This is a genomic window from Enterococcus italicus DSM 15952, from assembly GCF_000185365.1.
GTDB classification, from domain to species: domain Bacteria; phylum Bacillota; class Bacilli; order Lactobacillales; family Enterococcaceae; genus Enterococcus_G; species Enterococcus_G italicus.
In genome coordinates, this window is the sequence record NZ_GL622241.1 from 1,028,367 (window position 1) to 1,053,131 (window position 24,765).

Genomic DNA, 24,765 nt, shown 5'->3' on the forward strand with positions numbered 1-24,765 from the left:
CTTTCATGACAAAAGAAACAAACGCAACGTATGAACAAGCAGTAAAAGAATTTATTCGCAAAAACAAGCCGAATGGGCAAGTTGTCTATGATCAATTGACCAATCAACTAGCAACACCTCATAATTTAGATGCAGATCAAATGGATCAATTGATTCAAAAAATTGAAGATGCTGGAATTAGTGTTGTTGATGAAAATGGCGAACCATCTGTTCACAGCTTGAAAAATGCAAGCAAACAAGAAAAAACTGTCCAACAAGAAGATTTATCGGCTCCAACTGGCGTGAAGATAAATGATCCTGTTCGGATGTACTTAAAAGAAATTGGTCGTGTGCCACTTCTAACTGCCGCAGAAGAAGTAGAACTAGCCCTAAAAATTGAAGAAGGCGATCAAGAAGCAAAGCAACGATTGGCAGAAGCCAATTTACGTTTGGTTGTAAGTATCGCCAAACGCTATGTTGGTCGTGGTATGCAATTTTTAGACTTGATACAAGAAGGAAATATGGGTCTAATGAAAGCTGTTGAAAAGTTTGATTACCGTAAAGGATTCAAATTCTCAACTTATGCTACTTGGTGGATTCGTCAAGCCATCACTCGTGCGATTGCCGACCAAGCTCGCACTATCAGAATCCCAGTCCATATGGTAGAAACTATTAATAAATTAATTCGTATTCAAAGACAATTATTGCAAGATTTAGGTAGAGAACCAACACCGGAAGAAATCGGCGCAGAAATGGATTTATCTACAGAAAAAGTAAGAGAAATTCTAAAGATAGCACAAGAGCCTGTGTCACTTGAAACGCCGATTGGTGAAGAGGATGATTCACATCTAGGGGATTTCATTGAAGACCAAGATGCAACTAGTCCAGCAGAACACGCTGCTTATGAATTACTAAAAGAACAATTAGAAGATGTGTTGGATACACTAACAGATCGCGAAGAAAATGTGTTACGACTACGTTTTGGTATTGACGATGGCCGGACAAGAACGTTAGAAGAAGTTGGAAAAGTATTTGGTGTAACAAGAGAACGGATTCGACAAATCGAAGCCAAAGCACTAAGAAAATTACGCCATCCTTCTCGTTCAAAACAATTAAAAGATTTTCTTGAATAGTTTGTAAAGAAGCTAAGACAGACTCAGCTAAACGCAAAAGATCAGAAAATCCAGAAGTTGTTTCTCAAACTTTTGGATTTACTGGTCTTTTTGTCTTAGTAACTACTCTGACCATTTTGTCAAATTATCCGGACAAAACGATTGATGTCACATGATATGGTTTTAAAGTAAAAAATGTAACACAATCAAAATTGGTGAAAGGCCCATCTTTTACTGCCCTGTTTTTTAGTGTATGATAGGATTATTAGTAGTTTGCTAAAGGAGTGGTCCAAAGAGTTATGAGTAACTACCCAAAGGAAGAAAAAGAGAAACAAGAAAAAAAGAATGATACTGCTAAATCGCCCGACTATCAATCAGAAAAGCAAAATGATGATATCAACTGGTCTGATTTAAAAGACCTTTCGCTTGGCGAGGTGATGGAGCAATTAGATAAATTTACAGATTCCAGTCATACTGATGCAATGGACGAACAAGCTTCAGATTCAATGGAGGAGTCAGTTGAAAAATTATTTGAAGATAACCCGATTCTAGCGACCTATTTACGTGGCCATAAGGAAGGGACTCAAGTCGAGGCCTTAAAGAAAATTGAAGAGCTAGTCAAGGAAAAAGAAACCGCAGAAAAAGTGACAGATTCACCTACTTCATTGGATGATGATCCAAAAGACGCTATCATTATGTCAAACGAAGATGCTGAAGAGTACCAAGAGGAACTGCAAGCTGAAGAAACTATTGTGGAACCAGATGAAGAAGCAGATGAAGAAACAACAAACGAAGATGCTAGTGAGCCAACATTACCAACTGTTGAGGTGGAGAGCGATTCTCAGCAAGTGGAAGCTGCTGAGACAGCCGAATTGGAGGCACCCGCTGAATCAACGGTTGAAGAAACGGTAGTCAATCAAACTGCTGTAGCTAAAAACGAGCAGCCGATTGCAGAGCATCAAGTTAGTGAACCAGAGACAGAAAGAACGCGCCAATCACTGCAAAAGAAAAAACATCCAAAGCGTAAATGGTATGCTTTGGCAGCAGTCTTAGCAGTTGGAATTACTGGTGGAGCGTATTACAACCATGTTCAAGCAGTCGCGCAAGCAGAGAGGGAGCAAGAAGCCAAAGAGAAGGCTCAATTAGCTAGTATTGCCTCTGAGGTTACTGAATTATTTACTGATGATCAACAACAATTGCTAAAAGATACCACCACTGCCACTCAAATTTCCAATTTAGACAATCGATTAAGTTTACTAAAAAAAGTAGCAGGCTATAAGGATATCAAACAAGTGCTAGCAGATGCGCAAGAAAAATTAACACAAGTCGAAGCTTTGAATGAAAAATTTACGAGCCCTATATTGGTTAATGGCGAAATTCAGACAGATGCACATGTAAAAAATGTGGATACCGCTACATTTTCAAAATTAACTGGGAACTCTACTTTTGAAGAGACATACAATAAAGCCGTTACAGTCGCTGAAAAAGAGATCGCAAATGCGAAATCAGTCATGGCAAATGTCACTCACTTAACCGATCAGTTATCCAATGGGACAGTAGCAGCTACGGTCAACCAAACAAGCTATGACGATGTCAAAAAACAACTAACAACGTTGTATGATGAGGACCTAAAGGCGAAGCTACAAACCCAAATTACACCCGTGCAAACTGCGCTAACGAAACGAGCTGCAGCTGAGAAAACTGCCCGTGAAAAGGTTGCTGCTGAGCAAGCCGCTCAAGAGCAAGCAGCCAAACAAAAAGCAGCAGAGGAGCAAGCCGCTCAAACACAAGCCACTTTACTAGCTAAAATAGCTGCCAATACAACCTATAGTGAATCAACGCAGATCTTAAGTACAAATACCGCGACCAATAAAGAAAATCGCCCGATTATTGATTCTCGTAAAAGTGATTTGGCTAATTCTTCTAGCTCTGCCTGGAATTGGGGAGCTGGGATGTATGATTTCGTCATTAATCGTGCTATTGCAAAAGGGTATATTGTTCAAAATGGCTTTTATTTGGAACGAGTTCGAATTGAAAACGGCGAAGGGTATTACAACCTATACGCCATGAATAATGAATCATCACTAATGAAAACGATTAGTGCCAAGGCGTTACCTATGTATATCGCAACAATCAATGCAAAAACAGGCTATTTTAAAGGCAATGGATCAAATTAAACCGTTAGCTAGTCTTAAAAGGAGAAAACTATGAGTGAGTTAGTAGCTACAGTATTTAGTGGCATGATTATTGACGAAAATGAGCGTGCATACTATGTTCAAAAAAATGGTGTGACCTTTCGTTTGCCAAAAAGTGAAGGGGAACATAAATTAGGGGAATTAGTGGAAGGTTTTGGTTACCAAAACCAAAACCAAGACTATTGCATGACAACAACAGTGCCTTTAATTGGCAAAGGCCGATTTAGCTGGGCAGAAGTCAAAGAAGTTCGCAGAGACTTAGGTGTCTTTGTGGATATTGGTTTACCAGATAAAGATATTGCCGTGTCACTTGACGAGCTCCCGCTGATGAGAGAGCTTTGGCCTAAAAAAGGCGATCGCTTAATGGTTGAATTACGCACGGATGAAAAAAATCGTATTTGGGCGGGAATTGCTGACGAAAAATTATTTCAAGCGATGGCGCAAAAAGCGACAATTGAAGAAAAAAATAAAAATATTACTGGCACCATCTATCGGATAAAGTTAGCAGGTAGCTTCTTAATCACCGATGATCAACATTTAGCCTTTATTCATCCGAGTGAACGGTTTCAAGAGCCGCGACTGGGTGAAATCGTCCATGGTCGAGTGATTGGTGTACGTCCAGATGGAATTTTGAATGTTTCATTAAAACCGAGAGCTCATGAATCGATCTCGGATGATGCATTAATGTTGATTGCCTATTTAGAAAGAGCCAGCGAGCATAAAATGCCATATACTGACAAGTCTTCACCAGAAGATATTAAGCAACTCTTTGGCATCAGTAAAGGTCAGTTCAAACGCGCACTAGGGCATTTGATGAAACTGAGAATGATTGAACAAAAAGATGGGTATACGACACTAATTAAAAAATCTAATTGAGAATGCTTGAATAATATTGGATGATAAATTATAATAACTTTAGATTTAGTTCTAATAATTAGGTGCTAAATTAAAATAATTGTAATCAAGGTAGGTTTTTTCATGAATACTGTGGCAGCATTAAAAAAAACAAAACAACAATTGCATGATTCTGGTTTTAAGCTAACCCCACAGCGGGAAGCAACTGTATTAGTTTTGTTAGAAAATGAAAAAGAACATCTATCTGCAGAGGAGATTTATTTCTTTGTAAAAAAGAAAAGCCCAGAAATAGGCTTGGCCACAGTGTATCGAACGCTTGAAATTCTTACCGAACTAAACGTTGTCAACAAAGTCAGTTTTAATGATGGTGTGGCTCGTTATGATTTAAGGAAAGAGGGAGCAAAACACTTCCATCATCATTTGCTTTGTCTTGAATGTGGCAATATCGAGGAAATTGAAGAAGACTTGTTAGGCGAGGTAGAAGAAGTCGTTGAGCGTAGGTATCAATTTTTGGTCAAAGATCATCGCTTGACGTTTCATGGAATTTGTCATTCTTGCCAAGAAAAAATGCAAGCTAACAAAGATACGTTGCTTTCTAAGTGAAAACAGAAATGTTCTCATTTAGAAAGTTTTTTTATTGAGGATTAGAGTCAGGTAATGGGTTCAGAACTATCTATTTAGCTGGAAATTTGTTACTATTAGACAGTGAATGTAGAGGTGAGTAGAAATGTACGAACAGATAGAAGACTACTTGCATTTTTTGACGATTGAGCGAGGCCTATCTCTCAATACTCGTTCAAGTTATGAAAGAGATTTAAAACAATATTATACGTTTGTGCAAACAAAACAAATTACTAGTTGGCAGCAAATTGACCGCTATACTATTTTGGCTTTTTTGGAGCAATTAAAAAAGGAAAATAAATCGACCGCTACGATTACTCGTATGATTTCTAGCTTACGCCGCTTCCATCAATTTTTAAGGCAAGAAAGGCATACCGATCATGATCCAATGCAACACATTGATACGCCCAAAAAAGTACAAAAATTGCCAGATACGTTAAGCTTAAAAGAAGTGGAACGCCTGATCGATACACCTGACACCCGAAAAATATTAGGGATTCGGGATCGAGCGATTCTTGAGGTCATGTATGCGACTGGACTGCGAGTGAGCGAATTAATTCAGTTGCAGTTAAGTGATATTCATCTCAATATGGCCTTATTACAGACAATCGGTAAAGGAGACAAAGAGCGTATCGTTCCCTTAGGAGATATGGCGATTCATTGGCTGGAGGTCTATTTAAGTGATGCGCGACCAATACTTGTTAGCAAACAACCGAATGAAACGGCCTTGTTTGTAAATAGTCATGGGAAAAAATTGACCAGACAAGGAATTTGGAAAAACCTAAAAGAAATTGTGCGAGCAGCTGGCATCCATAAGACGGTGACCCCACATACGTTGCGCCATAGTTTTGCGACACACTTATTAGAAAATGGTGCAGATTTGCGTACGGTTCAAGAGTTATTAGGTCATGCAGATATTTCAACAACGCAAATCTATACGCATATTACAAAGAAACGTATGACAGATGTCTACAAGCAATATTTCCCAAGAGCATAGAATTAGGAGTTAATGGATGAAGGAAATGAATTTGAAGCTAGCTGTATTTGAAGGGCCGCTTGACCTTTTGTTGCATCTAATTCAGCAATATGAACTGGATATTTATGATATTCCCATTTCAGAAATTACTGAACAGTATATGAGTTATATCCATGCAATGAAGGACTTGCAGCTTGAAGTAGCGGGCGAGTATTTGGTGATGGCTGCGACCTTGATGTCGATAAAAAGCCAAATGCTTCTACCGACAATGGAGGAGGAAGAGGAGTTTTTCGATGATTTCTTTGAAGAAGATCCTAGAGATTTGTTGGTAGCTCAACTGGTTGAGTACAAAAAGTACAAAGCGGCTGCCCATCAATTATCCGACTATGCAGATCAACGCCAGCTTTTTTTCAGCAAAGAACCGCTAGATATGGATGAGTATAAAGAAGTCAATCAAGAACTACCAGACAATCAAGTCAATACCATTGATTTATTTTTAGCATTTCATCAATTACTTGAAAAAAGGAAAAAGCGTGCCAAGTTTGAGGCTAGTATTTCCAATGATAAAGTAACAATTGAAGAGTGCATTAAAACAATTGAAACGCGTGTTCACTTGTTAACGGATAAGCAAGGCTGTCCTTTTGATTCATTGTTTGATACAGGAAGCAAAGAGGAAATTGTCACCACGTTTATGGCATTATTAGAATTATTGAAATACAAAAAAATTAAAGTAGTTCAGGAAAACAGCTACGAACAAATTATGATTTTTGCAGGAGAAGGTACAAATGAGGTCTTATTGTGAGTTAGAAGCATTATTGTTCATTGCAGGTCAAGAAGGAATAGGGTTGGACGAGTTAAGCTATGTGCTAAAAGAACCCACAGCAGATGTATTTGCAGCCATTCAATTGTTAAATCAGCAATTTGAAGAAGACAGTCACTCCCCTTATATTATTTTGGAATTGGGCAATCAATTTGTCCTATCAACAAAAAAAGAATTGAGTCCCTTACTAAAGGAATATGCGCAGTCACCACTATCTGCAAAATTGTCACAGGCTGCGCTTGAAACATTGGCTATTATTGCCTACAAGCAACCCGTTACCCGTACGGAAATTGAGACAATTAGAGGGGTAAAGACAACTGGTTCAATTCAAAAGCTGATTGCGTTACAGTTTATCCAAGAAATGGGAAGAGCTGATGGACCTGGTCGGGCAATTTTATATGGCACGACGGAGTATTTCATGAATTATTTTGGTATAAAAAATTTAACCGAACTCCCTGATTTAGAGCAAATGTCGGCTGATTTAGCAGATGATAGTACATTTGATTTATTTGATGGAATAGTAGATGAGGAATTAGACGAAGGAGAATAGAAATGGATCGATTGCAAAAAGTAATTGCCCAAGCAGGGATTACCTCGCGTAGAAAAGCAGAAGTTTATATTTTAGATGGACGTGTCAAAGTGAACGGGGTTGTTGTAAACGAATTAGGAACAAAAGTATCAAGCAAAGATACCATCGAAGTCGACAATGTGCCAATTAGTCAAGAAGGCAGTGTCTACTATCTTTTTTATAAACCAAGAGGGGTCATTTCAGCTGTATCAGATGACAAAAAAAGAAAAGTTGTGACAGACTTTTTTACTGAGGTATCAGAGAGAATTTACCCCATTGGCAGACTGGATTACAATACATCTGGTTTATTGTTATTGACCAATGATGGTGAATTTTCGCAATTATTGACCCATCCAAAAAATGAAATCGAGAAAAAATATGTAGCCAAGGTAAAAGGTGTTGCCCTTCCTCATGCTCTAAAACCGTTGACAAGAGGGCTGAAGTACAAAGGCGAAAAATATGCTCCTGCCAAATATGACATTCTTTCTACAGATACACGTGCGGAAACAAGCATTGTTCAATTGACCATTCACGAAGGAAAGAACCACCAAGTAAAAAATATGTTAGAGGCAGTCGGATTACCCGTTCAAAAGTTAAAACGTGAACAGTACGGTAATCTAACCCTTGGTAATTTGAAGCCTGGTGAATACCGACCACTACTAAAAAAAGAAATCAATCAATTTTTCTCTAAATAAGAGTAATAAGTTGTAAAATTTAAAATCAAGAGTATAATGAATTTATAAAAAATTAAAGGTTCGTCTTCAGGGACAGGGTGAAATTCCCGACCGGTGGTGATAGTCCACGAACTATATGAGCAATCATATAGCCGAATCGGTGTAATTCCGATACCGACAGTAAAGTCTGGATAAAGAAGATAGGGCGTATTTGTTTTGTTCAAAATGACAAAGTAAATACCCTATTTTTCCCTGGGAAAAATAGGGTATTTTTTATTTTGGAGCAAACAAATGGCTTGAAGATGTTTCCTAACTATTAGGAGGATTTTTTTATGAAGAACAACAAGGTACAAAAAATGGTGGCAGTTTCGTTATTTGCAGCAATGGGGTTAATTTTACAGTATGTCGGTTTTCCAATTATTCCAGCTTTTTCTTTTATGAAGGTGGATTTTAGTGACATTCCTGTATTACTAAGTATGTTTCTTTACGGCCCACTAGCTGGTATTGTTACTGCATTGATTCGCTCGGTACTACACTTGCTTACGACAGGTGTCGGTGATCCGGCAAACTTGGTTGGAGATGTAGCAAGTTTTATGGCGACGACTAGTTTTGCATTACCCATTTTTTATTTTTTCCAAAAGGGTAGTCAGGTGAAAGCCAAACGAGTAGTCAATCAATCAATAGGAATCTTGACAGGAATTTTGGTTATGAGCATCTTTATGAGTATTGCCAATTATTTTGTCATTACACCAATTTATCTTGCGTTTTTCGGCATGAATGCCAATCAGTTCTTGGGGATGTCACTAGCCAAATATGTGGTGATTGGCGTATTACCATTCAATCTCATTAAAAGTGCGCTAGTCAGCTTCGTCTTTGTCGTATTGTATGCGAAGTTATTACCTTGGCTTTCAAAAAAACAAGTGGGAACAATTAGACATCAATCATTATAAAATGTTAAAAGGAAGTGTGACGGACGTTTGTCACACTTCCTTTTTTGCGTAATTAGTGATAGATAGTTATTCTTTTTCAATGAGAATTGCACGAACTGGGCATTTTTGATAAGCTTTCAGAGTAGCATCATACTGATCGTTGGCGATATATTGATGAGTTGATGTTGGTTCTTGTGTGAATAAGACAATGCCTTCTTCATCATAGTCAAAAATTTCAGGAGCATAGACAGCACATAACCCACAAGCGATGCATCGTTCTTTCACTAAAGAACAAGTTAGTGAAGACATAAATAGACCTACTTTCTTGAGGTGATTTAATGGAACAACTTATTTTAGCGATATTACGAGAAAAGGACAAGCTGAAACTATCGACACTCTACCAAATTTTGATTGGCAAGCGGACTTCATCAACGATTTGCTATGCGTTTTTCCATGATTTACTCGCATATTTTGGTTGTTTGACGCAACTAGAAGAAGAATCATGGTATCACACGTGTCAGAAGTTAGCAAAACGTGGCAAAGTGGAGCTAGAAGATGGACATATTTCATTGACGGGTCAAATGAATGAAAACCGAGCGGATTTTGTATTGCCGGGCCATATAAATTTTTATCGGTTCGGCAAAGTTGACGGTGTCGGCTGGCGCTTGATGCAGTTTTTTGTGCAACAGGTGACAACGAATGGAGAGCACCGGTCACTAGAGAACGGCTCATTCTATAGTTATGAAGTACAAAAGTTACTTGCATCACGAGTCGGTCAAGCGAAAGAAGAAGTATACGTTGAATTACAGGAAGCTTTTCAACATTTCTCAGATTCCGAGGCGAATCTACTCGCGCGGACACTCACTGGTAATAAACAAATAGGAGAAACATTTTATCAGATACTGGATGATGACCTAGACACTCTTACGAAAAGACTGCTACAAGCAAATGCTACACATCAGTTTTATCAGTACTTTTTGCAAAGACCCGATTCACTCATCCATGAGTTACTTAAAGATTGGTATCGCATGGGCTTGAATCAGAGCTTACTCCTCACTAGAGAATTGTTTCTTGCTGGGGCTAATGTTCAAGAAATTGCCGCAAGACGGCATTTAAAGGAAAGTACGGTGCGTGATCACCTAATAGAATGGGCTGTCAATGACCCAAATTTTCCATTTGATTCCTTTGATTTTTCAAAAGTAGCGTCTCAGCTAGACCCACTACCGTTGTCCGTTTGGCTACAAAATTATAAAGAAGTGAATCAAAGAGAACGGATTGATTTTCTATCCTTTCGCTTATATCAAATAAAAAGGAAGCATGAGCATGGAGCTAACCAATGAATTGCAGCGTTTATTTGGCTTAACGGCATTTCGCCCTGGTCAACAAGAATGTATCGAATCACTTTTGGCAGGCCATGATACACTAGCACAACTGCCAACAGGGACTGGAAAAAGTTTGTGCTACCAGCTGACAGGGTATCTAAAGGACGGACTGGTAATTGTTGTTTCACCATTGATTTCTTTGATGGAAGATCAGGTGAATCGCCTGCTAGAACTCGGCGAGACGCGAGTCGTATGTATCAATAGTAATTCCTTGCCGGAAGAAAGAAATGAGTTTATTCGGCGATTGCCAATGATCAAGTTTTTGTTTTTGAGTCCAGAGATGATTCAAAATAAAACGATAGTCACTCATCTCAAAAGACAAAAAATTGCGTTGTTTGTCGTCGACGAGGCGCACTGTATTTCCCAGTGGGGGTTTGATTTTCGTCCAGAGTATCGTTTATTAGGCGATGTGAAAAAGGATTTAGGCAATCCACTGACGCTTGCACTGACGGCTACTGCTACAGCGAAAGTGCGAGCGGATATTAAGCAGGTGCTTTTGACAAAAAAAGCCAATGAATATGTCTTTTCAATTGATCGTCCGAATATTTCTCTATTCGTCAAAAAAAGTGAAAATAAAATGGCGGACTTAGCGGATTTATTGGCAAAAATTGATCAACCAGCGATTATTTATTGCTCCACTAGAAAAAAAGTGGAGGAACTCTATGCTCAATTTGCCAAGCAATTTCGCATTGGCTACTATCACGGAGGACTCAACACGGGTGAAAGAAGTCTATTGCAAAGGCAATTTAAAGAAAATCACTTACAAGTATTGATTGCTACAAATGCTTTTGGTATGGGGATTGACAAACCGGATATCCGCTACGTCATTCATTATGATTTACCAGATAGTGTGGAAAATTATGTGCAAGAAATGGGCAGAGCGGGGCGTGATGGGCAAGAGAGTTTTGCTATTCTTCTATATGAAGAAGGGGACGAACGCATTCACTATTATTTCCAAGAACAGGCTAAAAATGACTGGCAAAAAAGAGTAGACAATGATGATATGACAAACGAAGCAAAGAAAATCAGTCAAGCTCAACACACAGTTGAAGCGCATCAATTCGAGAAAAAGAAAAAACTACTGGACATGCTTGACTATCTGGAAGAAAAAAAGTGTCGGCGACGTTATTTGCTTCGCTATTTTGGTGAAACGATGAGTGAGAAGCCAGAAGTTTGTTGTGATTTGGATGGTGCCCAAATACTCCTTGGCACGAACCGCCAACGAAGAAAAGCCAAGTCTGAGGAAAGTTGGCAAAAAATTTTAGAAAAAATTTTTAAAGAATAATAATTGGTACGATTTTCTTTTCCACTCCTACTTTCCCTATGGTATAATGATTCGGAAAGCTTAGCAGGAGGGAATCAAATTGAACAAACGAAGCAACCGTAATCAAAAAGACAATCTCAATTCAAAAGAACCTTGGGATCAACCCATTTATGACTCCGAGTCATCAGAGTCTTATTCTCGCTCTTCTCAACATCGACAAAAAAGAGGGAATACGTTATTTCTTTCTGTGGTTTTATTTATTCTGTTTCTGTGTGTAGCGATACCAACAGTCGTTGGGATTTGGATAGTCCAACAAAAGAATGAAGCAGCCTCTGCTATCAGCTCAACAGCATCAAGTCAAACAACGCAGACTTCGGTGACAGCAACGACCACATCTGCATCGACTTCATCTTCAGCTTCTGAGACAATTGAATCATCAACAGCTGCAAGTTCATCGACTGATTCTGCATCTTCAAGTACGACTAGCGAAAGTCAAGATACATCAAGTAGCACGTCGGAAGCTAGTGGAGATACGATTACAGTATTATCAGGTGAAGGACCGAATCAAATTGCGGCACGTGCTGGCATTTCGGTCGATAAATTATTGGAATTAAACGGTATGACATTACAAAATTATTTCTTTTCACCAGGTCAAGAAGTAAAAATCAAATAAAAACCGCCACTCGCGGTTTTTTTTAATGGCAAAGAAAGGTGATTAAAGCTTGAAAAAAATTAATATAGCAATTGATGGTCCGGCCTCTTCAGGTAAGAGTACCGTTGCTAAAATTTTAGCAAATGATTATGGATTTATTTATACAGATACAGGTGCGATGTATCGTAGTGTCACTTTGATGGCTATTAAGGCAGGGGTAGCGTTCACTGATGAAGATGCATTGGTTCAACTGATTCATGAAAATGCCATTTCATTCAAGCAGACCGACCAAGGTCAATTGGTCTTTATTAATGACAACAATGTCACAGAAGACATTCGCCAACCCGAAGTGACCAATAATGTTTCCGAAGTCTCTGCTCATGAAGCGGTGCGACGGGAGCTCGTAAAAAAACAACAAGAAATTGCAAAAGCAAGCGGCGTTGTCATGGATGGACGTGACATCGGGACAGCAGTCTTACCGAATGCTGAGGTCAAAATATTTTTAGTAGCAAGTGTCGTTGAACGAGCCGAGCGAAGATACAAAGAAAACCAAAGCAAAGGCATCATGACAGACTTTCAAACATTAAAAGAAGAAATCGAACACCGAGACTTATTGGACTCAACAAGAAAGATTTCGCCCTTGAAAAAAGCAGCTGACGCTGAATTACTTGATACAACAGGTATGACAATTCAACAAGTAGTGACAAGCATCAAAGAAATCGTCGAAAAGAAACTAGCCGAAATCGTGAGTTAATGATTTTGGATGATAGTTGCTAATAAGTCCACTTTAAATGGTGAGGCAGAAAAAATAAGACCATAAATCCAAAAGTTTGAGAAATAACTGCCGGATTTGATGGTCTTTTGTCTGTAGATAAGAAATTGACCCACTCTCTTTTATAAGTTGGTACTTAAGACCTATGTCAATTGTCTTCTTACTTGGCATAATAAGGATGTAAGAAAGATATACAAATTGATAGGAGGCATTTCCATGAATGAAAGAGAACGTATTTTAGATTTAGTCAAAAAAGGTGTACTCTCGACGGAAGAAGCCTTAGATTTACTTGAAAGTATCGCAAAAGAAAAAGATGCTTCACAAATCAAAAGGGCTGCAGAAGAAGTTAAAGCAAACAACAATGCAAGTGATAAAATAGCAGATAAGACAATTGAAGAGTTGGAAATGGAAGACAAAGAAAACTTGGAGGCCATTTTAGAATCTTTGACACAAAAAGCAACGCAAGCATCGGCAGAACTAGATGAGCTTTCTGTTGAATTAGACGGAATAGCTAAGGAACAAGCTGAGGTAGCGGAGCAATTGATGCAACTAAATACCAAAGAAGAACTTGGTGAATTAACCGCAGATGAGCAAAGACAACGGCAAGCGCTAGAGCAAGAAAGCAAAGACTTGACAGAAGCTGCTGAAGAGCTAAAAGCAGAAAAAGAAGCGGTTGAAGATCAAGTCAAATCGATTCGGAAACAACAATGGAAACAAACCAAAGAAAAAGTAAGCCAAAAGTTTGATATTCCAGATGATTGGCGTGAACAAGCCAATGAAAAATTAAATCAAGCTAACGAGACATTGAATCAAGTCAGCGACAAACTGCTAAAAAATGGGTCGAAATTAGGCAAAACATTTATCAAAACTATCCAAACATTGACGGATACGATTGGCGAAAATGTTGAGTGGAAAAATATTCACGTCAAAGTTCCTGGAGTGGCAGCAACGAAATTCGAAAAAACCTATGAATTTCCAGCCTCAGAAGCGACTCTGATCGACATGAAAGTAGCTAATGGGAAGATTGAAGTAAAACAATCACTTGATGATACTGTCAAGATTGAAGCTGCGATTAAATTATATGGAAAACTAACAGGTGAAGATCCAGAAGAAGTCTTTGCCAATCGCAGTCAGGTGTCAGTCGATGAAGAACGAATCAGTATCCAAATTCCGAACAAACGCATTCGAGCAGATTTGGTCATCTACTTACCAGCAAAGACGTATGATCATGTATCAATCAAAACGTTAAATGGTGAACTTGATATTAAAGATTTAGAAGCCAAAGATGTCTATTTTAAATCGACTAATGGCAACATTAACTTGCAAGAACTCTCGGCAACAATGCTTGAAATTGAAGGAGTTAATGGTGAAATGAATGTGCAATCTGGAACAATTCGCGATATGGTGATCGAGTCAGTCAATGGTGGCATTTCCATCACGACAACACCAGAAACAGCTGCTATTTCATTAGTGAACGGCGATATTAAATGCTCATTTTCAAAAGAGAGCTTACGTCAATTAAAGGCAACTTCAGTCAATGGTAATATTAAATTAGCTGTGCCCGTGACTATTGGATTAAATGGTACAGCCAAAACAAGCATGGGCTCTATTCAAAGTCGCCTGACCCACTACGAAGTGATTCGTGAGAAGAAAGAAAAAATGAATCAATTACTAGATTTTGAACGAGTAAATGAAGAGATGGCTACGATTGATTTAGGCACGACAACAGGAACAATCTATCTAAAAGATACCCAATCATTATAAGCAAAAGAAAGGTGAAAGATATGAAAAAAAGATTAGTGAAATCCTCTGATAATAAAGTCATCTCAGGTGTATTAGGAGGAATTGCAGAATTTTTCAATATCGATCCAACCATTGTACGTGTGGTTTTCGTGATTCTTGCAGTCTTCTCTCGCTTGTTTCCGGCATTTCTCATTTATGTCTGTCTAGCTTTGGTGATGCCTAGTAAACATACGCGAACTGGTGGCTACGGACATGACAATGAGTATTATCAAAAAAATGATCCGACTAGAAGAGCAAAACGGAAAACAGCTGAAAAAGTAGAAGAAGATGATGATTGGAGTGATTTCTAGTGACTTATTTGCAACGACTGGTTATGAATATGTTAACATTCATTTCTTTATCCGTGTTGTTGCCGCAAATGATTCACGTTGAAAGCATCATGACGGCATTGGTGGCAAGCTTTATTTTATCGATATTAAACGGATTCATCCGTCCAATACTATCGATTCTTGCCTTTCCTCTGACATTGTTAACTCTCGGTTTGTTTACCTTTGTTGTGAATGCTGCGATGCTACAGATGACTGCGAGTGTAATGGGTGATAGTCGCTTTGGCTTTTCTTCATTCGGCGCGTCTATCTTGATTTCAGTAGTAATGTCTGTTATCAATATGATTGTGACAGAGCATCATTTAGAAAAACTAACTAAATAAACCATTCCCCTAAAAAGCTGAATCAGAATTGTTCAGCTACAAAAAAGACCAGGAAATCCGAAAGTTGTATCTCAAACTTTTTTGGATTTCCTGGTTTTTTTATAGTAATTAATTTTATGTTGTTCTAATGTAACGGGACAGAATGATGTCTCTAGGCTAATGTCTCTTCAGATACTCCACTTAAGTAGTCTTCCACTGCGAGAATTGTTTGATCAAGGGCACCTTTTTCAAACGGCGATTGCAACTTACCAGTAGCCAAAATCTCAAGAAATGTTTGGGTACCGCCGACTTTACAAATAGCAAGATAATCATTCCACGCAGTATCTTCTTGGTCAACATGGAATTTTTTCCAAAATTGGAAAGCACATACTTGCGCCAATGTATAATCGATATAATAAAATGGAGAGTTAAAGATATGTCCTTGACGATACCAATACGTTCCACGATCCAAATCACTTAATTCACTGTAATCTCGTTCAGGACAATATTGTTTTTCTAGTTCACGCCAGCAGTTTTTGCGATCAGCTGCGTGCCATTCTGGGTGGCTATAGACTTCTTGTTGGAAGTGATCGACTAACACACCATATGGTAAGAATTGCAATGCACTTGCCAAGTGAGCAAATTTATATTTATCTGTATCTTCTTTAAAGAAGCCACCCATCCAAGGCCAAGCGATGAATTCCATCGACATCGAATGAATCTCACATGATTCATAATTAGGGAATACGATTTCTGGTTCTTTGATCCATCGTGATTCAAAACATTGGAAGGCATGACCGGCTTCGTGCGTCAAAACATCAACATCATGTGACGTGCCATTAAAATTAGCAAAGATAAATGGTGATTGATAGTCCTGGATAAATGTACAATATCCACCAGATTGTTTGCCGCGTTTGCTTAATAAGTCTAATAACCCATGATTTACCATAAAGTCAAAGAATTCACCGGTCTCAGGTGAAAGTTCATGGTACATTTTTTGCGCGTGAGCGACTAATTCATCCGGTGTACCTTTAGGAGTAGCGTTCCCACTTGGGAAATCTAAGCTTAAATCATAAAATTGTAGATGGTCAAGTTGGTTTCTTTGTGCTTGTCTCGCGTATAATTTCTGAGTCACAGGGACCACTTTTGTCAAAATCTCATGGCGATACGTTTCGATCATCGCACGATCATAGTCCCAACGATTCATCATGACATCGGCAAACTCTACGTAATTCTTAAAGCCTAATGTATGGGCAATTTTTGTCCGGACATGTACCATCTCATCATAAATGCGATCAATTTCTGCTTCGTTGTCACGATAAAATGCTGAAATTTTGGTTTGTGCTTGTTTACGGACTTCTCGTTCTTTTGACTGTGCGAAGGGAGCCATTTGTGGCAATGTGTATATATTTCCCTCAAACTCAATTTGGGCAGAAGCAATTAATTTGGCGTATTCTGAAGACAGTTGGTTTTCCTTTTGCTTAAATGGAATGACGGATTCATCAAAGATTTTTACGCGGCTCTCTGCAAACAAAAAGAGCGTCTCAGGATATTTCTCTTTTAGTTCAGGCAAAAGAGGAGAAGAGAGCAATGCTTGATAAAATTGAAAATCCAATGATTCAAAATGAGGTGTGTATTCATTCCAGAAATCATCTTCCGCTTGGTAGAAAGAATCATTGGTATCAATTGAATAGCGGATACTCGCCAAATTGGCAGCCGTATCTATCGTACCTCTAAATATATTTAAAGTATCTAGTGCGTTTGAAGCTTCCTCTAAAGTCGTAGCTTCTTTGAGTGTTTGCACGCCAGCTAAGTAGTTTGTTTTGTATTGTTCATAGTCTGGTCTTTGGTAATTGTATTCTGAAAAATTCATAGTGTTTGACGCCTCCTTTATAGGTAAAATGATAGCATAAAATGACAAATAATTGATAAGAATATAGGAATTTAAAGATTGTAATGATAAAATAAATACGAACATGTCAAAAGAAAAGAGGGTTAGGAATGACAGAGTCTGTGAAACTAAGTGAATTAACACAAGCATTAAACTTGGAAATTGTTACTGGAAATGACGAAGCAATGGACCGTTCCGTGTTTACTAGTGATATTTCAAGACCTGGATTAGAATTAACTGGTTATTTTTCGTATTATTCAAATGATCGCCTACAATTATTCGGGAACAAAGAGATTACCTTTGCCCAACGTATGATGCCAGAAGAGCGTCTGATGATTTTGCGCCGGTTGTGTTCTGATGAGACACCTGGCTTTATTGTTTCAAGAAATTTACCCGTACCTGAAGAAATGATTCAAGCTTGTCAAGAGCATCAAATTGCCATCTTACGGTCGAAAGCATCGACTTCAAGATTACTAGGTGAAATGTCTAGCTACCTAGATGAGCAATTAGCGACTCGTACCAGTGTGCATGGTGTATTGGTAGATGTATATGGGCTAGGTGTTTTGATTCAAGGAGACAGCGGGATTGGTAAGAGTGAAACGGCACTTGAACTAATTAAGCGTGGCCATCGGTTGATTGCCGATGATCGCGTCGATGTATATAAAAAAGACGATTTAAACTTAGTCGGGGAACCACCAAAAATTTTGGAGCACTTAATTGAAATTCGTGGGATTGGTATTATTGATGTCATGAATCTTTTTGGTGCGAGTGCAGTTCGTGGTTCTATGCAAGTCCAATTAGTCGTATATTTGGAAAATTGGGCGAAAGATAAAAAATATGATCGCCTGGGAACTTCTGATGAAACTGTCAATATTGGTTCAGTTGATGTTCCTCAAATCAAAATTCCTGTTAAAACAGGTCGAAACGTGGCAATTATCATTGAAGTTGCGGCGATGAATTACCGTGCACGATCCATGGGGTATGATGCAACGAAAGCATTTGAAGAACGCTTGAGTCGTTTGATTGAAGAAAACTCTAGCAATTAAAGGGAGAGACGTGAAATGTTGTCATATGTAAACCGAGTCGCATTTGAGCTTTTTGGATTATCAGTTTATTGGTATGCGATCATCATTGTTTCCGGAGTTATTTTGGCTATTTTTTTGAGCTCGCGTGAAGCACAACGAGTGGGAATGAGACGAGACGACGTTTCCGATTTTATGTTACTGGGCTTGCCACTAGCGTTTATTGGTGCCCGCTTGTATTATATTTTATTTGACCTACAGCCATATTTACAAGATCCGATCCAAGTATTTAATATTCGTTCTGGTGGTCTAGCAATCTATGGAGGGTTAATTGCTGGTTTTTTATGGTTGGTTTATTTTTGTTACCGACAAGTGATTCCTTTGTGGACTTTTTTAGATATTGCAGCACCAAGTGTCATGATTGCTCAATCAATCGGACGCTGGGGGAATTTTATGAATCACGAAGCATATGGTGGCAAGACGACCTTAGACTTTCTACAATCGATTCATATTCCTAATTTTATTATTGAAAACATGTATATTGACGGAGCTTACCGTCAACCGACCTTTTTATATGAGTCATTATGGACATTCATCGGCTTTTTTGTTCTGATATTTTTACGTAAAAAAACCGGTTTACTTAAACAAGGTGAAGTAGCGATTAGTTATGTGATTTGGTATAGCTTCGGTCGGATGTTTATTGAAGGTATGAGAACAGATAGTCTGTATTTGTATGGTGATATCCGAGTTTCACAATTATTGTCACTGCTTTTATTTATTGGAGCAATCATCGTTTTTATCTGGAGAAGAAAAAAAACTACGTTAAAACCATATCTTCGCAGTTATGGACCGGATGAGTGGTTAGTATAGAAAGAGGGAAAACATTGGAAAAACAACGTATTGCAGTCTTAGGACCTGGTTCATGGGGCACAGCCTTAGCACAGGTCTTAGCTGAAAATGGTCATGAGGTAACTATTTGGGGGAATAAACCAGAGCAAATTGCAGAAATCAATGAACGACATACCAATGCTCATTACTTACCAAATCTTCAGATGGCACCGTCCATTCGGGGGGAATTTTCTTTGGAACGTGCCATTGATAGAGCGGATGCTATTTTATTTGTTTTGCCGACCAAGGCCATTCGCTCTGTAGCAAAAGAAGTCAATCAATTGATTCAAAACCAACCCCACATTGTCCATGCATCGAAAGGACTTGAACAAGGGAGCCATAAGCGCATCTCAGAAATTTTGGACGAAGAAATTTCACCAAAAAATCGTGCAGAAATTGTTGTCTTATCAGGACCAAGTCACGCTGAAGAAGTATCTGTGCATGATATTACAACGATTACGGCAGCGAGCGCGGAGCAAACAGGCGCATTATATGTGCAGTCGTTATTTATGAATGATTATTTCCGAATTTATACCAATACCGATGTCATTGGTGTTGAGACAGGAGCAGCGTTGAAAAACATCATTGCAATTGGGGCCGGCACTTTGGCTGGATTGGGCTTTGGCGATGATGCCAAAGCAGCCATCATGACTCGCGGTTTAGCGGAAATTAGTCGTTTAGGTGTCGCAATGGGCGCCAATCCGTTAACTTTTATTGGTCTGAGTGGTGTTGGTGATTTGATTGTTACCTGTACAAGTGTTCATTCGCGTAATTGGCGTGCAGGAAACCTTTTAGGTAAAGGTCATACATTGGATGAAGTCTTGGCCAACATGGGAATGGTAGTCGAAGGTGTCTCCACTACAAAGGCGGCCAAAGAATTAGCGGATATGCTAAAAGTAGAAATGCCTATCACAGAAAGTATTTATCAAGTGCTCTATGAAGGAAAAGATATCCAACAAGCTGCACGTGATATTATGTTACGTGACGGAAAAATCGAAAATGAATTTTCAATCGAATGACAAAGGAGTAGACAAAATGAAAGTAAAGAAAGCAGTTATTCCAGCAGCTGGGTTAGGTACACGATTTTTACCAGCTACCAAAGCAATGGCAAAGGAAATGTTACCAATTGTCGATAAACCAACGATTCAATTTATTGTTGAAGAAGCATTAAAGTCAGGCATCGAAGATATTTTAATTGTCACAGGCAAAGGCAAACGCCCGATTGAGGATCATTTTGATGCGAATCTTGAGTTAGAAATGAATTTGAAAGAGAAAGGCAAAGAAGATTTACTAAAATTAGTAGAAGAAACCACCGATGTCAATCTTCATTTTATTCGTCAATCGCATCCATTAGGATTAGGCCATGCCGTATTACAAGCCAAAGCATTTGTCGGTAATGAACCTTTTATTGTTATGTTAGGCGATGACTTAATGGACGATACCATTCCATTAACCCAACAATTGATTAATGATTACGATGCTACTCACGCTTCAACGATCGCGGTGATGGAAATTCCGCATAAAGACACTTCAAAATATGGCATTATTAATCCCGGAGAACAAGTGAATCCAGGACTATACAATGTGAAAAATTTTGTTGAAAAGCCAGAGCCTGATCAAGCACCGAGTGATCTAGCAATCATCGGTCGTTATTTGTTAACACCTGAAATTTTTGATGTTTTAGAAAATCAAAAACCTGGTGCAGGCAATGAAATTCAACTAACGGATGCCATTGATACCTTGAATCAGACCCAACGAGTATTTGCCCGTGAATTCAAAGGCAAGCGTTACGATGTGGGTGATAAATTTGGCTTTATGAAAACAAGTATTGAATACGGCTTAATTCATCCAGAAGTAAAAGAAAAACTACGCTCGTTCATCATTGAGTTAGGAAAAGAATTAAGCGCAGAAGATCAACCAATAACTTCTTCTAAGGATAACGAATAAATGTTAAACACCCTACATTGAAAAATTGTCGGGTGTTTTTTTGTAAAAACGATTGATTTGTTATCGAGTGAAAGATGATTGTTGAAATAGAAAATGTTTGTCTAATGATTTGGGAAATGCTATGCTTATAAAAAGAGTAAGTTTGGAAGGAGCGTTAGTATGTCAATTGGTGGACTTGCTGCGATGATTGCAGCAATCGCGTTTGCAGTATTGGTTTTATTTTTAGTTAAGGTGCTTTTAAAAGTATCAAAAACAATGGATCAAGTGAACCGGACTGTTGAGACGGCAAATGAAACAATTACCATTATTACAAAAGATGCAGATATTCTCTCAAAAGAGGTCGAAGGCTTACTAGTAAAGAGCAATGCGTTGTTACTGGACGTCAATGAAAAAGTGTCAACCATTGATCCTCTTTTTACAGCAGTCGCTGACTTAGGGACTTCAGTATCTGATTTGAATCAATCTAGCCGCAATTTGGTGACGCGTGTCGGCTCTTTAGGTAGAACGACGGCAAAAGCAACAGTGGCCGGTAAAGTGGGGCAGGCAGCCTCTAAATACTTCTCAAAACGCAAATCATCAACAGAAAGTGAAACAACAAAAGCATAATGAACTATTAAGGAGGAAATAGACATGGGTAAAACAGGAGGTTTCATATTAGGTGCAGTCATTGGTGGAACAGCTGCTGCTGTCACCGCGTTATTATTAGCACCCGAATCAGGAAAAGAATTACGTGGAAAATTAGCGAAGCAAGTCGATGACTTATTAGATGTCGCATCGGACTATTCAGATATTGCCAAAGATCGCGGCGTTGATTTTGCCAACCTAGCAAAAGAAAAAGCCAATCAATTTGCGCAACAAGCCGATGATTTAGCCGGTACAATCAAAGACAAATCATTAGGTTCAGTGAACGATATTCAAGAGAATTCAGCGGACCTTGTCGATACGTTAAAGCAACAAGCCGACGATTTGTCGAATCGCTTGAGAAAAGCGACAAATAAAGTAACCGATAAAGTCGCAGAAGGCAAAGCAGAAGTGGCAGATCAAACGGAAGATATTATTATTGAAGTGAAAGATGCCCAAGCTGACGTTAAAGATGCAGTAATTGACGCTAAAGAAGAAGTAAGTTCACAAGCACAGTCTACTATAGATGCGAGTAAAGCAGACTTAGCAAAAAATAAAGACGACGTAGCAGACAAAGCAGCAGAAATGAAGCAAGATGCCAAAGTGACTGCAGAAGAAACCAAAAAAGAGGGTCAAGAAATTGCGGATCTCTTAAAACAAGAAATTAAAGAAGAAGTCAACAAAGAGTAAAAAAGCCCAGAAAATCCAAAAGTTTGAAGCTAACTTTTGGATTTTCTGGGCTTTTTGCTTAACGCTGATCGGTTTAATGTAACGTAAGTAGTTTTTTGGAAGTTTTGGTAAAAGGTTCGCAGCCATCTGAGGTGACATGAACACAGTCCTCGATTCGGACACCTACTTTGCCAGGAATATAGATGCCAGGTTCCAATGAAAAACACATGCCTTCTTCAATTATTAAGTCATTTCCCGCAACTAATGAAGGATACTCATGAACAGACATGCCCAATCCATGCCCCAAACGGTGGGTAAAGTATTCTCCATAGCCGGCTTCTGAAATTACCTCACGGGCGACACGATCAAGATACTCGGCAGTCACGCCAGACTTCACGGCTTTTTGCGCAGCGAGCTGGGCATTTAAAACTACATTGTATACTTCTTGTTGTAAGGAGGTTGGTTCACCAAATGACACGGTTCTAGTTGCATCAGAGCAATATCCTTTCCAGACAACCCCTAGATCAAATAGAACAAGTTCATTTTCTTTGACCTGATTGGCTCCAGGCGTTCCGTGAGGGTTTGCAGCATTTGTTCCTGCTAAGACCAACGTATCAAATGACATTTGAGAAACGCCACGACGCTTTAATTGGTATTCAATTTCAGCTACGATTTCTTGTTCAGAAACGCCTGCCTTAACTGCGGAAAAGCCAATTTCAAAGGCAACATCAGCCCAATGACCTGCCTCAAGTAGCGTAGTGATTTCGTCGGCTGTCTTTTTGAGTTGCATCGTTTCAATAACTGGTGTTAAATTAGCTGAAAAAGAAACGTTTGGAAACAAATCAGTCAGAATTTCGTAACGATCTAAAGAAAGCGATCCTTTTTCTAAACCGATTGAATCAAGTGAAGGATAGCGATGTAGCAATTCTTTCTTAATTTTTTCATAAGGATTTTCATTATCCAAGTAGCCGATTACATCATATTGCCAAGAACTATTTTTAGCTGGTTCAGCATCCAGAGCAGGTGTAAATAAAAAAGGATCAGTAGTTGCCGAGATAAATAAGCCTAAAATTCGTTCATGCGGGTCGCTTTCAAAGCCGCTCAGATAGGCGATGGTTGTAGGGTTTGATAGATAAGCAGCACTAATGCTGTTTGCTTGTAAATAGGATTGTAATTCAGTAAGCTTTGTACGATTCATGTTCAGTCCTTCTTTCTTAGAAATCACTTTATTTTATCACTTCTTATATTTAATTCAAATTGAGAGCAAACAAATTGTTTCATGGAAACTAGAATTAAAACGGTTGCATATTAAAGCTATATTTGCTATTCTTATTTAGAAATGTAAATAAGATTTTCTGAAAAAAAGCAGAATGGAGCAATAATGATGGAAAAGCAAACAATTACTATTTATGACGTTGCCAGAGAAGCCAATGTCTCTATGGCTACAGTCTCTCGCGTTGTAAATGGCAACCCTAATGTTAAACCAGTAACACGAAAAAAAGTATTGGATGTAATCGATCGCTTAGATTATCGACCGAATGCAGTCGCACGAGGATTGGCTAGTAAAAAAACAACGACAGTCGGAGTAATTATCCCAGATGTAAGCAACATGTTCTTTGCTTCTTTAGCACGTGGGATTGACGATGTCGCAACAATGTACAAATACAATATTATTTTAGCAAACTCAGATGGCGATAGCATAAAAGAAGTCAATGTATTAAATAATTTATTAGCTAAGCAAGTGGACGGAATCATCTTTATGGGTCACCGTATTACGGATGAAATTCGTGGCGAATTTTCTCGTTCGAAAACACCAGTTGTCCTAGCAGGTTCGATTGATCCTGATGAGCAAGTAGGTAGTGTCAATATTGACTATACTTCAGCCACTCATGATGCAGTTGCGACTTTGGCAAACAATGACAATAAGAAGATTGCGTTTATCAGTGGTGCGTTAATTGATCCAATTAACGGTCAAAATCGCTTAAATGGGTACAAATCTGCCTTGAAAGACTCAGGTATTGAATACAATGAAGGCTTAATCTTCGAAGCGCCATATAGCTTCAAAAATGGGTTAGATTTAGTCGATCGAGTGCTAAATAGTGGGGCCACTGCAGCCTATGTGACGGATGATGAATTAGCGATTGGTTTATTAGATGGTTTAATTGACCGTGGCATTACAGTACCAGACGAATTTGAAATTATCACAAGCAATAACTCTTTACTGACAGATGTCTCTCGTCCGAGACTGTCAAGCGTGAGTCAACCACTGTATGACTTAGGTGCTGTATCCATGCGACTTTTAACAAAGATGATGAATAAAGAAGAAATCGAACAAAAAACGATTACTTTACCATATAGTATTATTACAAAAGGTTCATCAAAATAACTAAACTTATTTTGAACTACTAAATTCGTATCAAAAAGCGGCTAGAATTTGCTACTTCAACAAAAAGCCATACAATCTAAAAAGGTGAGAAATCACTTCTGGATTGTATGG

General features: G+C 38.6%; 26 protein-coding genes and 1 riboswitch. Of the genes, 23 read left to right on the top strand and 3 right to left on the bottom strand.

Going from position 1 to position 24,765, the window contains the following annotated elements:
- The first annotated feature begins 5 nt into the window (after positions 1-5).
- The 9 genes from rpoD (at position 6) to HMPREF9088_RS04900 (ending at position 8,750) form a co-directional block, all read left to right on the top strand.
- Positions 6-1,112: an RNA polymerase sigma factor RpoD gene (rpoD, locus tag HMPREF9088_RS04860; protein ID WP_007208037.1), complete on the top strand. Its 1,107-nt coding sequence runs from the start codon at positions 6-8 to the stop codon at positions 1,110-1,112.
- A 278-nt stretch (positions 1,113-1,390) separates the two neighbouring features.
- On the top strand, positions 1,391-3,268 hold the full coding sequence (locus HMPREF9088_RS04865) for a cell division site-positioning protein MapZ family protein (protein ID WP_007208038.1): 1,878 nt from the start codon (positions 1,391-1,393) through the stop codon (positions 3,266-3,268).
- Positions 3,269-3,298: 30 nt separating this feature from the next.
- Positions 3,299-4,162, top strand: coding sequence for a CvfB family protein (locus HMPREF9088_RS04870; protein WP_007208039.1), 864 nt, complete (start codon positions 3,299-3,301; stop codon positions 4,160-4,162).
- Between the two features lie 102 nt (positions 4,163-4,264).
- The gene (gene fur, locus HMPREF9088_RS04875) at positions 4,265-4,744 is read left to right on the top strand and encodes a ferric iron uptake transcriptional regulator (RefSeq protein WP_007208040.1); all 480 of its coding nucleotides are present in this window, start codon (positions 4,265-4,267) and stop codon (positions 4,742-4,744) included.
- A gap of 124 nt (positions 4,745-4,868) precedes the next feature.
- Positions 4,869-5,759 (top strand): site-specific tyrosine recombinase XerD, encoded by an 891-nt coding sequence (xerD, locus tag HMPREF9088_RS04880; protein ID WP_007208041.1) that lies wholly within the window; start codon positions 4,869-4,871, stop codon positions 5,757-5,759.
- A gap of 16 nt (positions 5,760-5,775) precedes the next feature.
- Positions 5,776-6,540 (top strand): segregation/condensation protein A, encoded by a 765-nt coding sequence (locus tag HMPREF9088_RS04885; protein WP_007208042.1) that lies wholly within the window; start codon positions 5,776-5,778, stop codon positions 6,538-6,540.
- Positions 6,524-7,108 carry an SMC-Scp complex subunit ScpB gene (gene scpB / locus HMPREF9088_RS04890; RefSeq protein WP_007208043.1) on the top strand — a complete coding sequence of 195 codons (585 nt, stop codon included), beginning with the start codon at positions 6,524-6,526 and terminating at the stop codon, positions 7,106-7,108. The genes HMPREF9088_RS04885 and scpB overlap by 17 nt, the downstream gene beginning before the upstream one ends.
- Before the next feature lie 2 nt (positions 7,109-7,110).
- A complete protein-coding gene (locus tag HMPREF9088_RS04895; protein ID WP_007208044.1) occupies positions 7,111-7,821 on the top strand; it encodes a pseudouridine synthase in 711 nt (236 codons plus the stop codon).
- Positions 7,822-7,879: 58 nt separating this feature from the next.
- A riboswitch (FMN riboswitch) is annotated at positions 7,880-8,006 on the top strand.
- A gap of 126 nt (positions 8,007-8,132) precedes the next feature.
- Positions 8,133-8,750: an ECF transporter S component gene (locus HMPREF9088_RS04900; RefSeq protein WP_007208045.1), complete on the top strand. Its 618-nt coding sequence runs from the start codon at positions 8,133-8,135 to the stop codon at positions 8,748-8,750.
- Between the two features lie 66 nt (positions 8,751-8,816).
- Here HMPREF9088_RS04900 and HMPREF9088_RS04905 read toward each other — a convergent pair whose 3' ends face one another.
- Positions 8,817-9,038, bottom strand: coding sequence for a ferredoxin (locus tag HMPREF9088_RS04905; protein ID WP_007208046.1), 222 nt, complete (start codon positions 9,036-9,038; stop codon positions 8,817-8,819).
- A 29-nt stretch (positions 9,039-9,067) separates the two neighbouring features.
- On the opposite strand from HMPREF9088_RS04905, the gene HMPREF9088_RS04910 reads away from it, so the two are divergent.
- The 7 genes from HMPREF9088_RS04910 to HMPREF9088_RS04940 all read left to right on the top strand — a co-directional run bounded on the left by HMPREF9088_RS04910 (position 9,068) and on the right by HMPREF9088_RS04940 (position 15,251).
- Positions 9,068-10,069: a helix-turn-helix domain-containing protein gene (locus tag HMPREF9088_RS04910; protein ID WP_007208047.1), complete on the top strand. Its 1,002-nt coding sequence runs from the start codon at positions 9,068-9,070 to the stop codon at positions 10,067-10,069.
- On the top strand, positions 10,053-11,396 hold the full coding sequence (locus HMPREF9088_RS04915) for a RecQ family ATP-dependent DNA helicase (RefSeq protein WP_007208048.1): 1,344 nt from the start codon (positions 10,053-10,055) through the stop codon (positions 11,394-11,396). Before HMPREF9088_RS04910 ends, HMPREF9088_RS04915 begins: the two co-directional genes overlap by 17 nt.
- Positions 11,397-11,475: 79 nt before the next feature.
- Positions 11,476-12,048, top strand: a complete 573-nt coding sequence (locus HMPREF9088_RS04920) for an SAG1386/EF1546 family surface-associated protein (RefSeq protein ID WP_040366437.1) — start codon at positions 11,476-11,478, stop codon at positions 12,046-12,048.
- A gap of 49 nt (positions 12,049-12,097) precedes the next feature.
- Positions 12,098-12,781: a (d)CMP kinase gene (gene cmk, locus HMPREF9088_RS04925; protein ID WP_007208050.1), complete on the top strand. Its 684-nt coding sequence runs from the start codon at positions 12,098-12,100 to the stop codon at positions 12,779-12,781.
- Between the two features lie 234 nt (positions 12,782-13,015).
- On the top strand, positions 13,016-14,563 hold the full coding sequence (liaX, locus tag HMPREF9088_RS04930) for a daptomycin-sensing surface protein LiaX (protein ID WP_007208051.1): 1,548 nt from the start codon (positions 13,016-13,018) through the stop codon (positions 14,561-14,563).
- Between the two features lie 20 nt (positions 14,564-14,583).
- Positions 14,584-14,892, top strand: a complete 309-nt coding sequence (locus HMPREF9088_RS04935; RefSeq protein ID WP_040366439.1) for a PspC domain-containing protein — start codon at positions 14,584-14,586, stop codon at positions 14,890-14,892.
- The gene (locus HMPREF9088_RS04940) at positions 14,892-15,251 is read left to right on the top strand and encodes a phage holin family protein (RefSeq protein ID WP_040366440.1); all 360 of its coding nucleotides are present in this window, start codon (positions 14,892-14,894) and stop codon (positions 15,249-15,251) included. Before HMPREF9088_RS04935 ends, HMPREF9088_RS04940 begins: the two co-directional genes overlap by 1 nt.
- Before the next feature lie 151 nt (positions 15,252-15,402).
- Here HMPREF9088_RS04940 and HMPREF9088_RS04945 read toward each other — a convergent pair whose 3' ends face one another.
- Positions 15,403-17,103 (bottom strand): M3 family oligoendopeptidase, encoded by a 1,701-nt coding sequence (locus HMPREF9088_RS04945; RefSeq protein WP_007208054.1) that lies wholly within the window; start codon positions 17,101-17,103, stop codon positions 15,403-15,405.
- A 128-nt stretch (positions 17,104-17,231) separates the two neighbouring features.
- On the opposite strand from HMPREF9088_RS04945, the gene hprK reads away from it, so the two are divergent.
- The 6 genes from hprK (at position 17,232) to HMPREF9088_RS04975 (ending at position 22,289) form a co-directional block, all read left to right on the top strand.
- Positions 17,232-18,167: an HPr(Ser) kinase/phosphatase gene (gene hprK, locus HMPREF9088_RS04950; RefSeq protein WP_007208055.1), complete on the top strand. Its 936-nt coding sequence runs from the start codon at positions 17,232-17,234 to the stop codon at positions 18,165-18,167.
- Between the two features lie 15 nt (positions 18,168-18,182).
- Positions 18,183-19,013 carry a prolipoprotein diacylglyceryl transferase gene (gene lgt / locus HMPREF9088_RS04955; RefSeq protein WP_007208056.1) on the top strand — a complete coding sequence of 277 codons (831 nt, stop codon included), beginning with the start codon at positions 18,183-18,185 and terminating at the stop codon, positions 19,011-19,013.
- A gap of 14 nt (positions 19,014-19,027) precedes the next feature.
- A complete protein-coding gene (locus HMPREF9088_RS04960) occupies positions 19,028-20,050 on the top strand; it encodes an NAD(P)H-dependent glycerol-3-phosphate dehydrogenase (RefSeq protein WP_040366446.1) in 1,023 nt (340 codons plus the stop codon).
- Between the two features lie 16 nt (positions 20,051-20,066).
- Complete coding sequence (gene galU / locus HMPREF9088_RS04965) at positions 20,067-20,978, top strand: UTP--glucose-1-phosphate uridylyltransferase GalU (RefSeq protein WP_040366447.1); 912 nt, start codon at positions 20,067-20,069, stop codon at positions 20,976-20,978.
- A 159-nt stretch (positions 20,979-21,137) separates the two neighbouring features.
- The gene (locus tag HMPREF9088_RS04970; protein ID WP_007208059.1) at positions 21,138-21,584 is read left to right on the top strand and encodes a DUF948 domain-containing protein; all 447 of its coding nucleotides are present in this window, start codon (positions 21,138-21,140) and stop codon (positions 21,582-21,584) included.
- Between the two features lie 24 nt (positions 21,585-21,608).
- Positions 21,609-22,289, top strand: a complete 681-nt coding sequence (locus HMPREF9088_RS04975; RefSeq protein ID WP_007208060.1) for a YtxH domain-containing protein — start codon at positions 21,609-21,611, stop codon at positions 22,287-22,289.
- A 73-nt stretch (positions 22,290-22,362) separates the two neighbouring features.
- Here HMPREF9088_RS04975 and HMPREF9088_RS04980 read toward each other — a convergent pair whose 3' ends face one another.
- The gene (locus HMPREF9088_RS04980; RefSeq protein ID WP_040366450.1) at positions 22,363-23,466 is read right to left on the bottom strand and encodes an aminopeptidase P family protein; all 1,104 of its coding nucleotides are present in this window, start codon (positions 23,464-23,466) and stop codon (positions 22,363-22,365) included.
- A 186-nt stretch (positions 23,467-23,652) separates the two neighbouring features.
- Between HMPREF9088_RS04980 and ccpA the strand changes: the two genes are divergently transcribed.
- Positions 23,653-24,654, top strand: coding sequence for a catabolite control protein A (gene ccpA / locus HMPREF9088_RS04985; RefSeq protein WP_040366454.1), 1,002 nt, complete (start codon positions 23,653-23,655; stop codon positions 24,652-24,654).
- Positions 24,655-24,765: the final 111 nt, after the last annotated feature.

What these genes read in the sequence shown, in the direction of transcription:
- HMPREF9088_RS04895 (WP_007208044.1), top strand. Translation starts at nt 7,111, where the DNA reads ATGGATCGATTGCAAAAAGTAATTGCCCAAGCAGGGATTACCTCGCGT.
- HMPREF9088_RS04975 (WP_007208060.1), top strand. Translation starts at nt 21,609, where the DNA reads ATGGGTAAAACAGGAGGTTTCATATTAGGTGCAGTCATTGGTGGAACA.
- HMPREF9088_RS04870 (WP_007208039.1), top strand. Translation starts at nt 3,299, where the DNA reads ATGAGTGAGTTAGTAGCTACAGTATTTAGTGGCATGATTATTGACGAA.
- rpoD (WP_007208037.1), top strand. Translation starts at nt 6, where the DNA reads ATGACAAAAGAAACAAACGCAACGTATGAACAAGCAGTAAAAGAATTT.
- ccpA (WP_040366454.1), top strand. Translation starts at nt 23,653, where the DNA reads ATGGAAAAGCAAACAATTACTATTTATGACGTTGCCAGAGAAGCCAAT.
- scpB (WP_007208043.1), top strand. Translation starts at nt 6,524, where the DNA reads ATGAGGTCTTATTGTGAGTTAGAAGCATTATTGTTCATTGCAGGTCAA.
- galU (WP_040366447.1), top strand. Translation starts at nt 20,067, where the DNA reads ATGAAAGTAAAGAAAGCAGTTATTCCAGCAGCTGGGTTAGGTACACGA.
- HMPREF9088_RS04885 (WP_007208042.1), top strand. Translation starts at nt 5,776, where the DNA reads ATGAAGGAAATGAATTTGAAGCTAGCTGTATTTGAAGGGCCGCTTGAC.
- hprK (WP_007208055.1), top strand. Translation starts at nt 17,232, where the DNA reads ATGACAGAGTCTGTGAAACTAAGTGAATTAACACAAGCATTAAACTTG.
- HMPREF9088_RS04915 (WP_007208048.1), top strand. Translation starts at nt 10,053, where the DNA reads ATGGAGCTAACCAATGAATTGCAGCGTTTATTTGGCTTAACGGCATTT.
- liaX (WP_007208051.1), top strand. Translation starts at nt 13,016, where the DNA reads ATGAATGAAAGAGAACGTATTTTAGATTTAGTCAAAAAAGGTGTACTC.
- HMPREF9088_RS04935 (WP_040366439.1), top strand. Translation starts at nt 14,584, where the DNA reads ATGAAAAAAAGATTAGTGAAATCCTCTGATAATAAAGTCATCTCAGGT.
- HMPREF9088_RS04865 (WP_007208038.1), top strand. Translation starts at nt 1,391, where the DNA reads ATGAGTAACTACCCAAAGGAAGAAAAAGAGAAACAAGAAAAAAAGAAT.
- fur (WP_007208040.1), top strand. Translation starts at nt 4,265, where the DNA reads ATGAATACTGTGGCAGCATTAAAAAAAACAAAACAACAATTGCATGAT.
- HMPREF9088_RS04905 (WP_007208046.1), bottom strand. Translation starts at nt 9,038, where the DNA reads ATGTCTTCACTAACTTGTTCTTTAGTGAAAGAACGATGCATCGCTTGT.
- HMPREF9088_RS04980 (WP_040366450.1), bottom strand. Translation starts at nt 23,466, where the DNA reads ATGAATCGTACAAAGCTTACTGAATTACAATCCTATTTACAAGCAAAC.
- HMPREF9088_RS04910 (WP_007208047.1), top strand. Translation starts at nt 9,068, where the DNA reads ATGGAACAACTTATTTTAGCGATATTACGAGAAAAGGACAAGCTGAAA.
- HMPREF9088_RS04970 (WP_007208059.1), top strand. Translation starts at nt 21,138, where the DNA reads ATGTCAATTGGTGGACTTGCTGCGATGATTGCAGCAATCGCGTTTGCA.
- HMPREF9088_RS04945 (WP_007208054.1), bottom strand. Translation starts at nt 17,103, where the DNA reads ATGAATTTTTCAGAATACAATTACCAAAGACCAGACTATGAACAATAC.
- xerD (WP_007208041.1), top strand. Translation starts at nt 4,869, where the DNA reads ATGTACGAACAGATAGAAGACTACTTGCATTTTTTGACGATTGAGCGA.
- lgt (WP_007208056.1), top strand. Translation starts at nt 18,183, where the DNA reads ATGTTGTCATATGTAAACCGAGTCGCATTTGAGCTTTTTGGATTATCA.
- HMPREF9088_RS04900 (WP_007208045.1), top strand. Translation starts at nt 8,133, where the DNA reads ATGAAGAACAACAAGGTACAAAAAATGGTGGCAGTTTCGTTATTTGCA.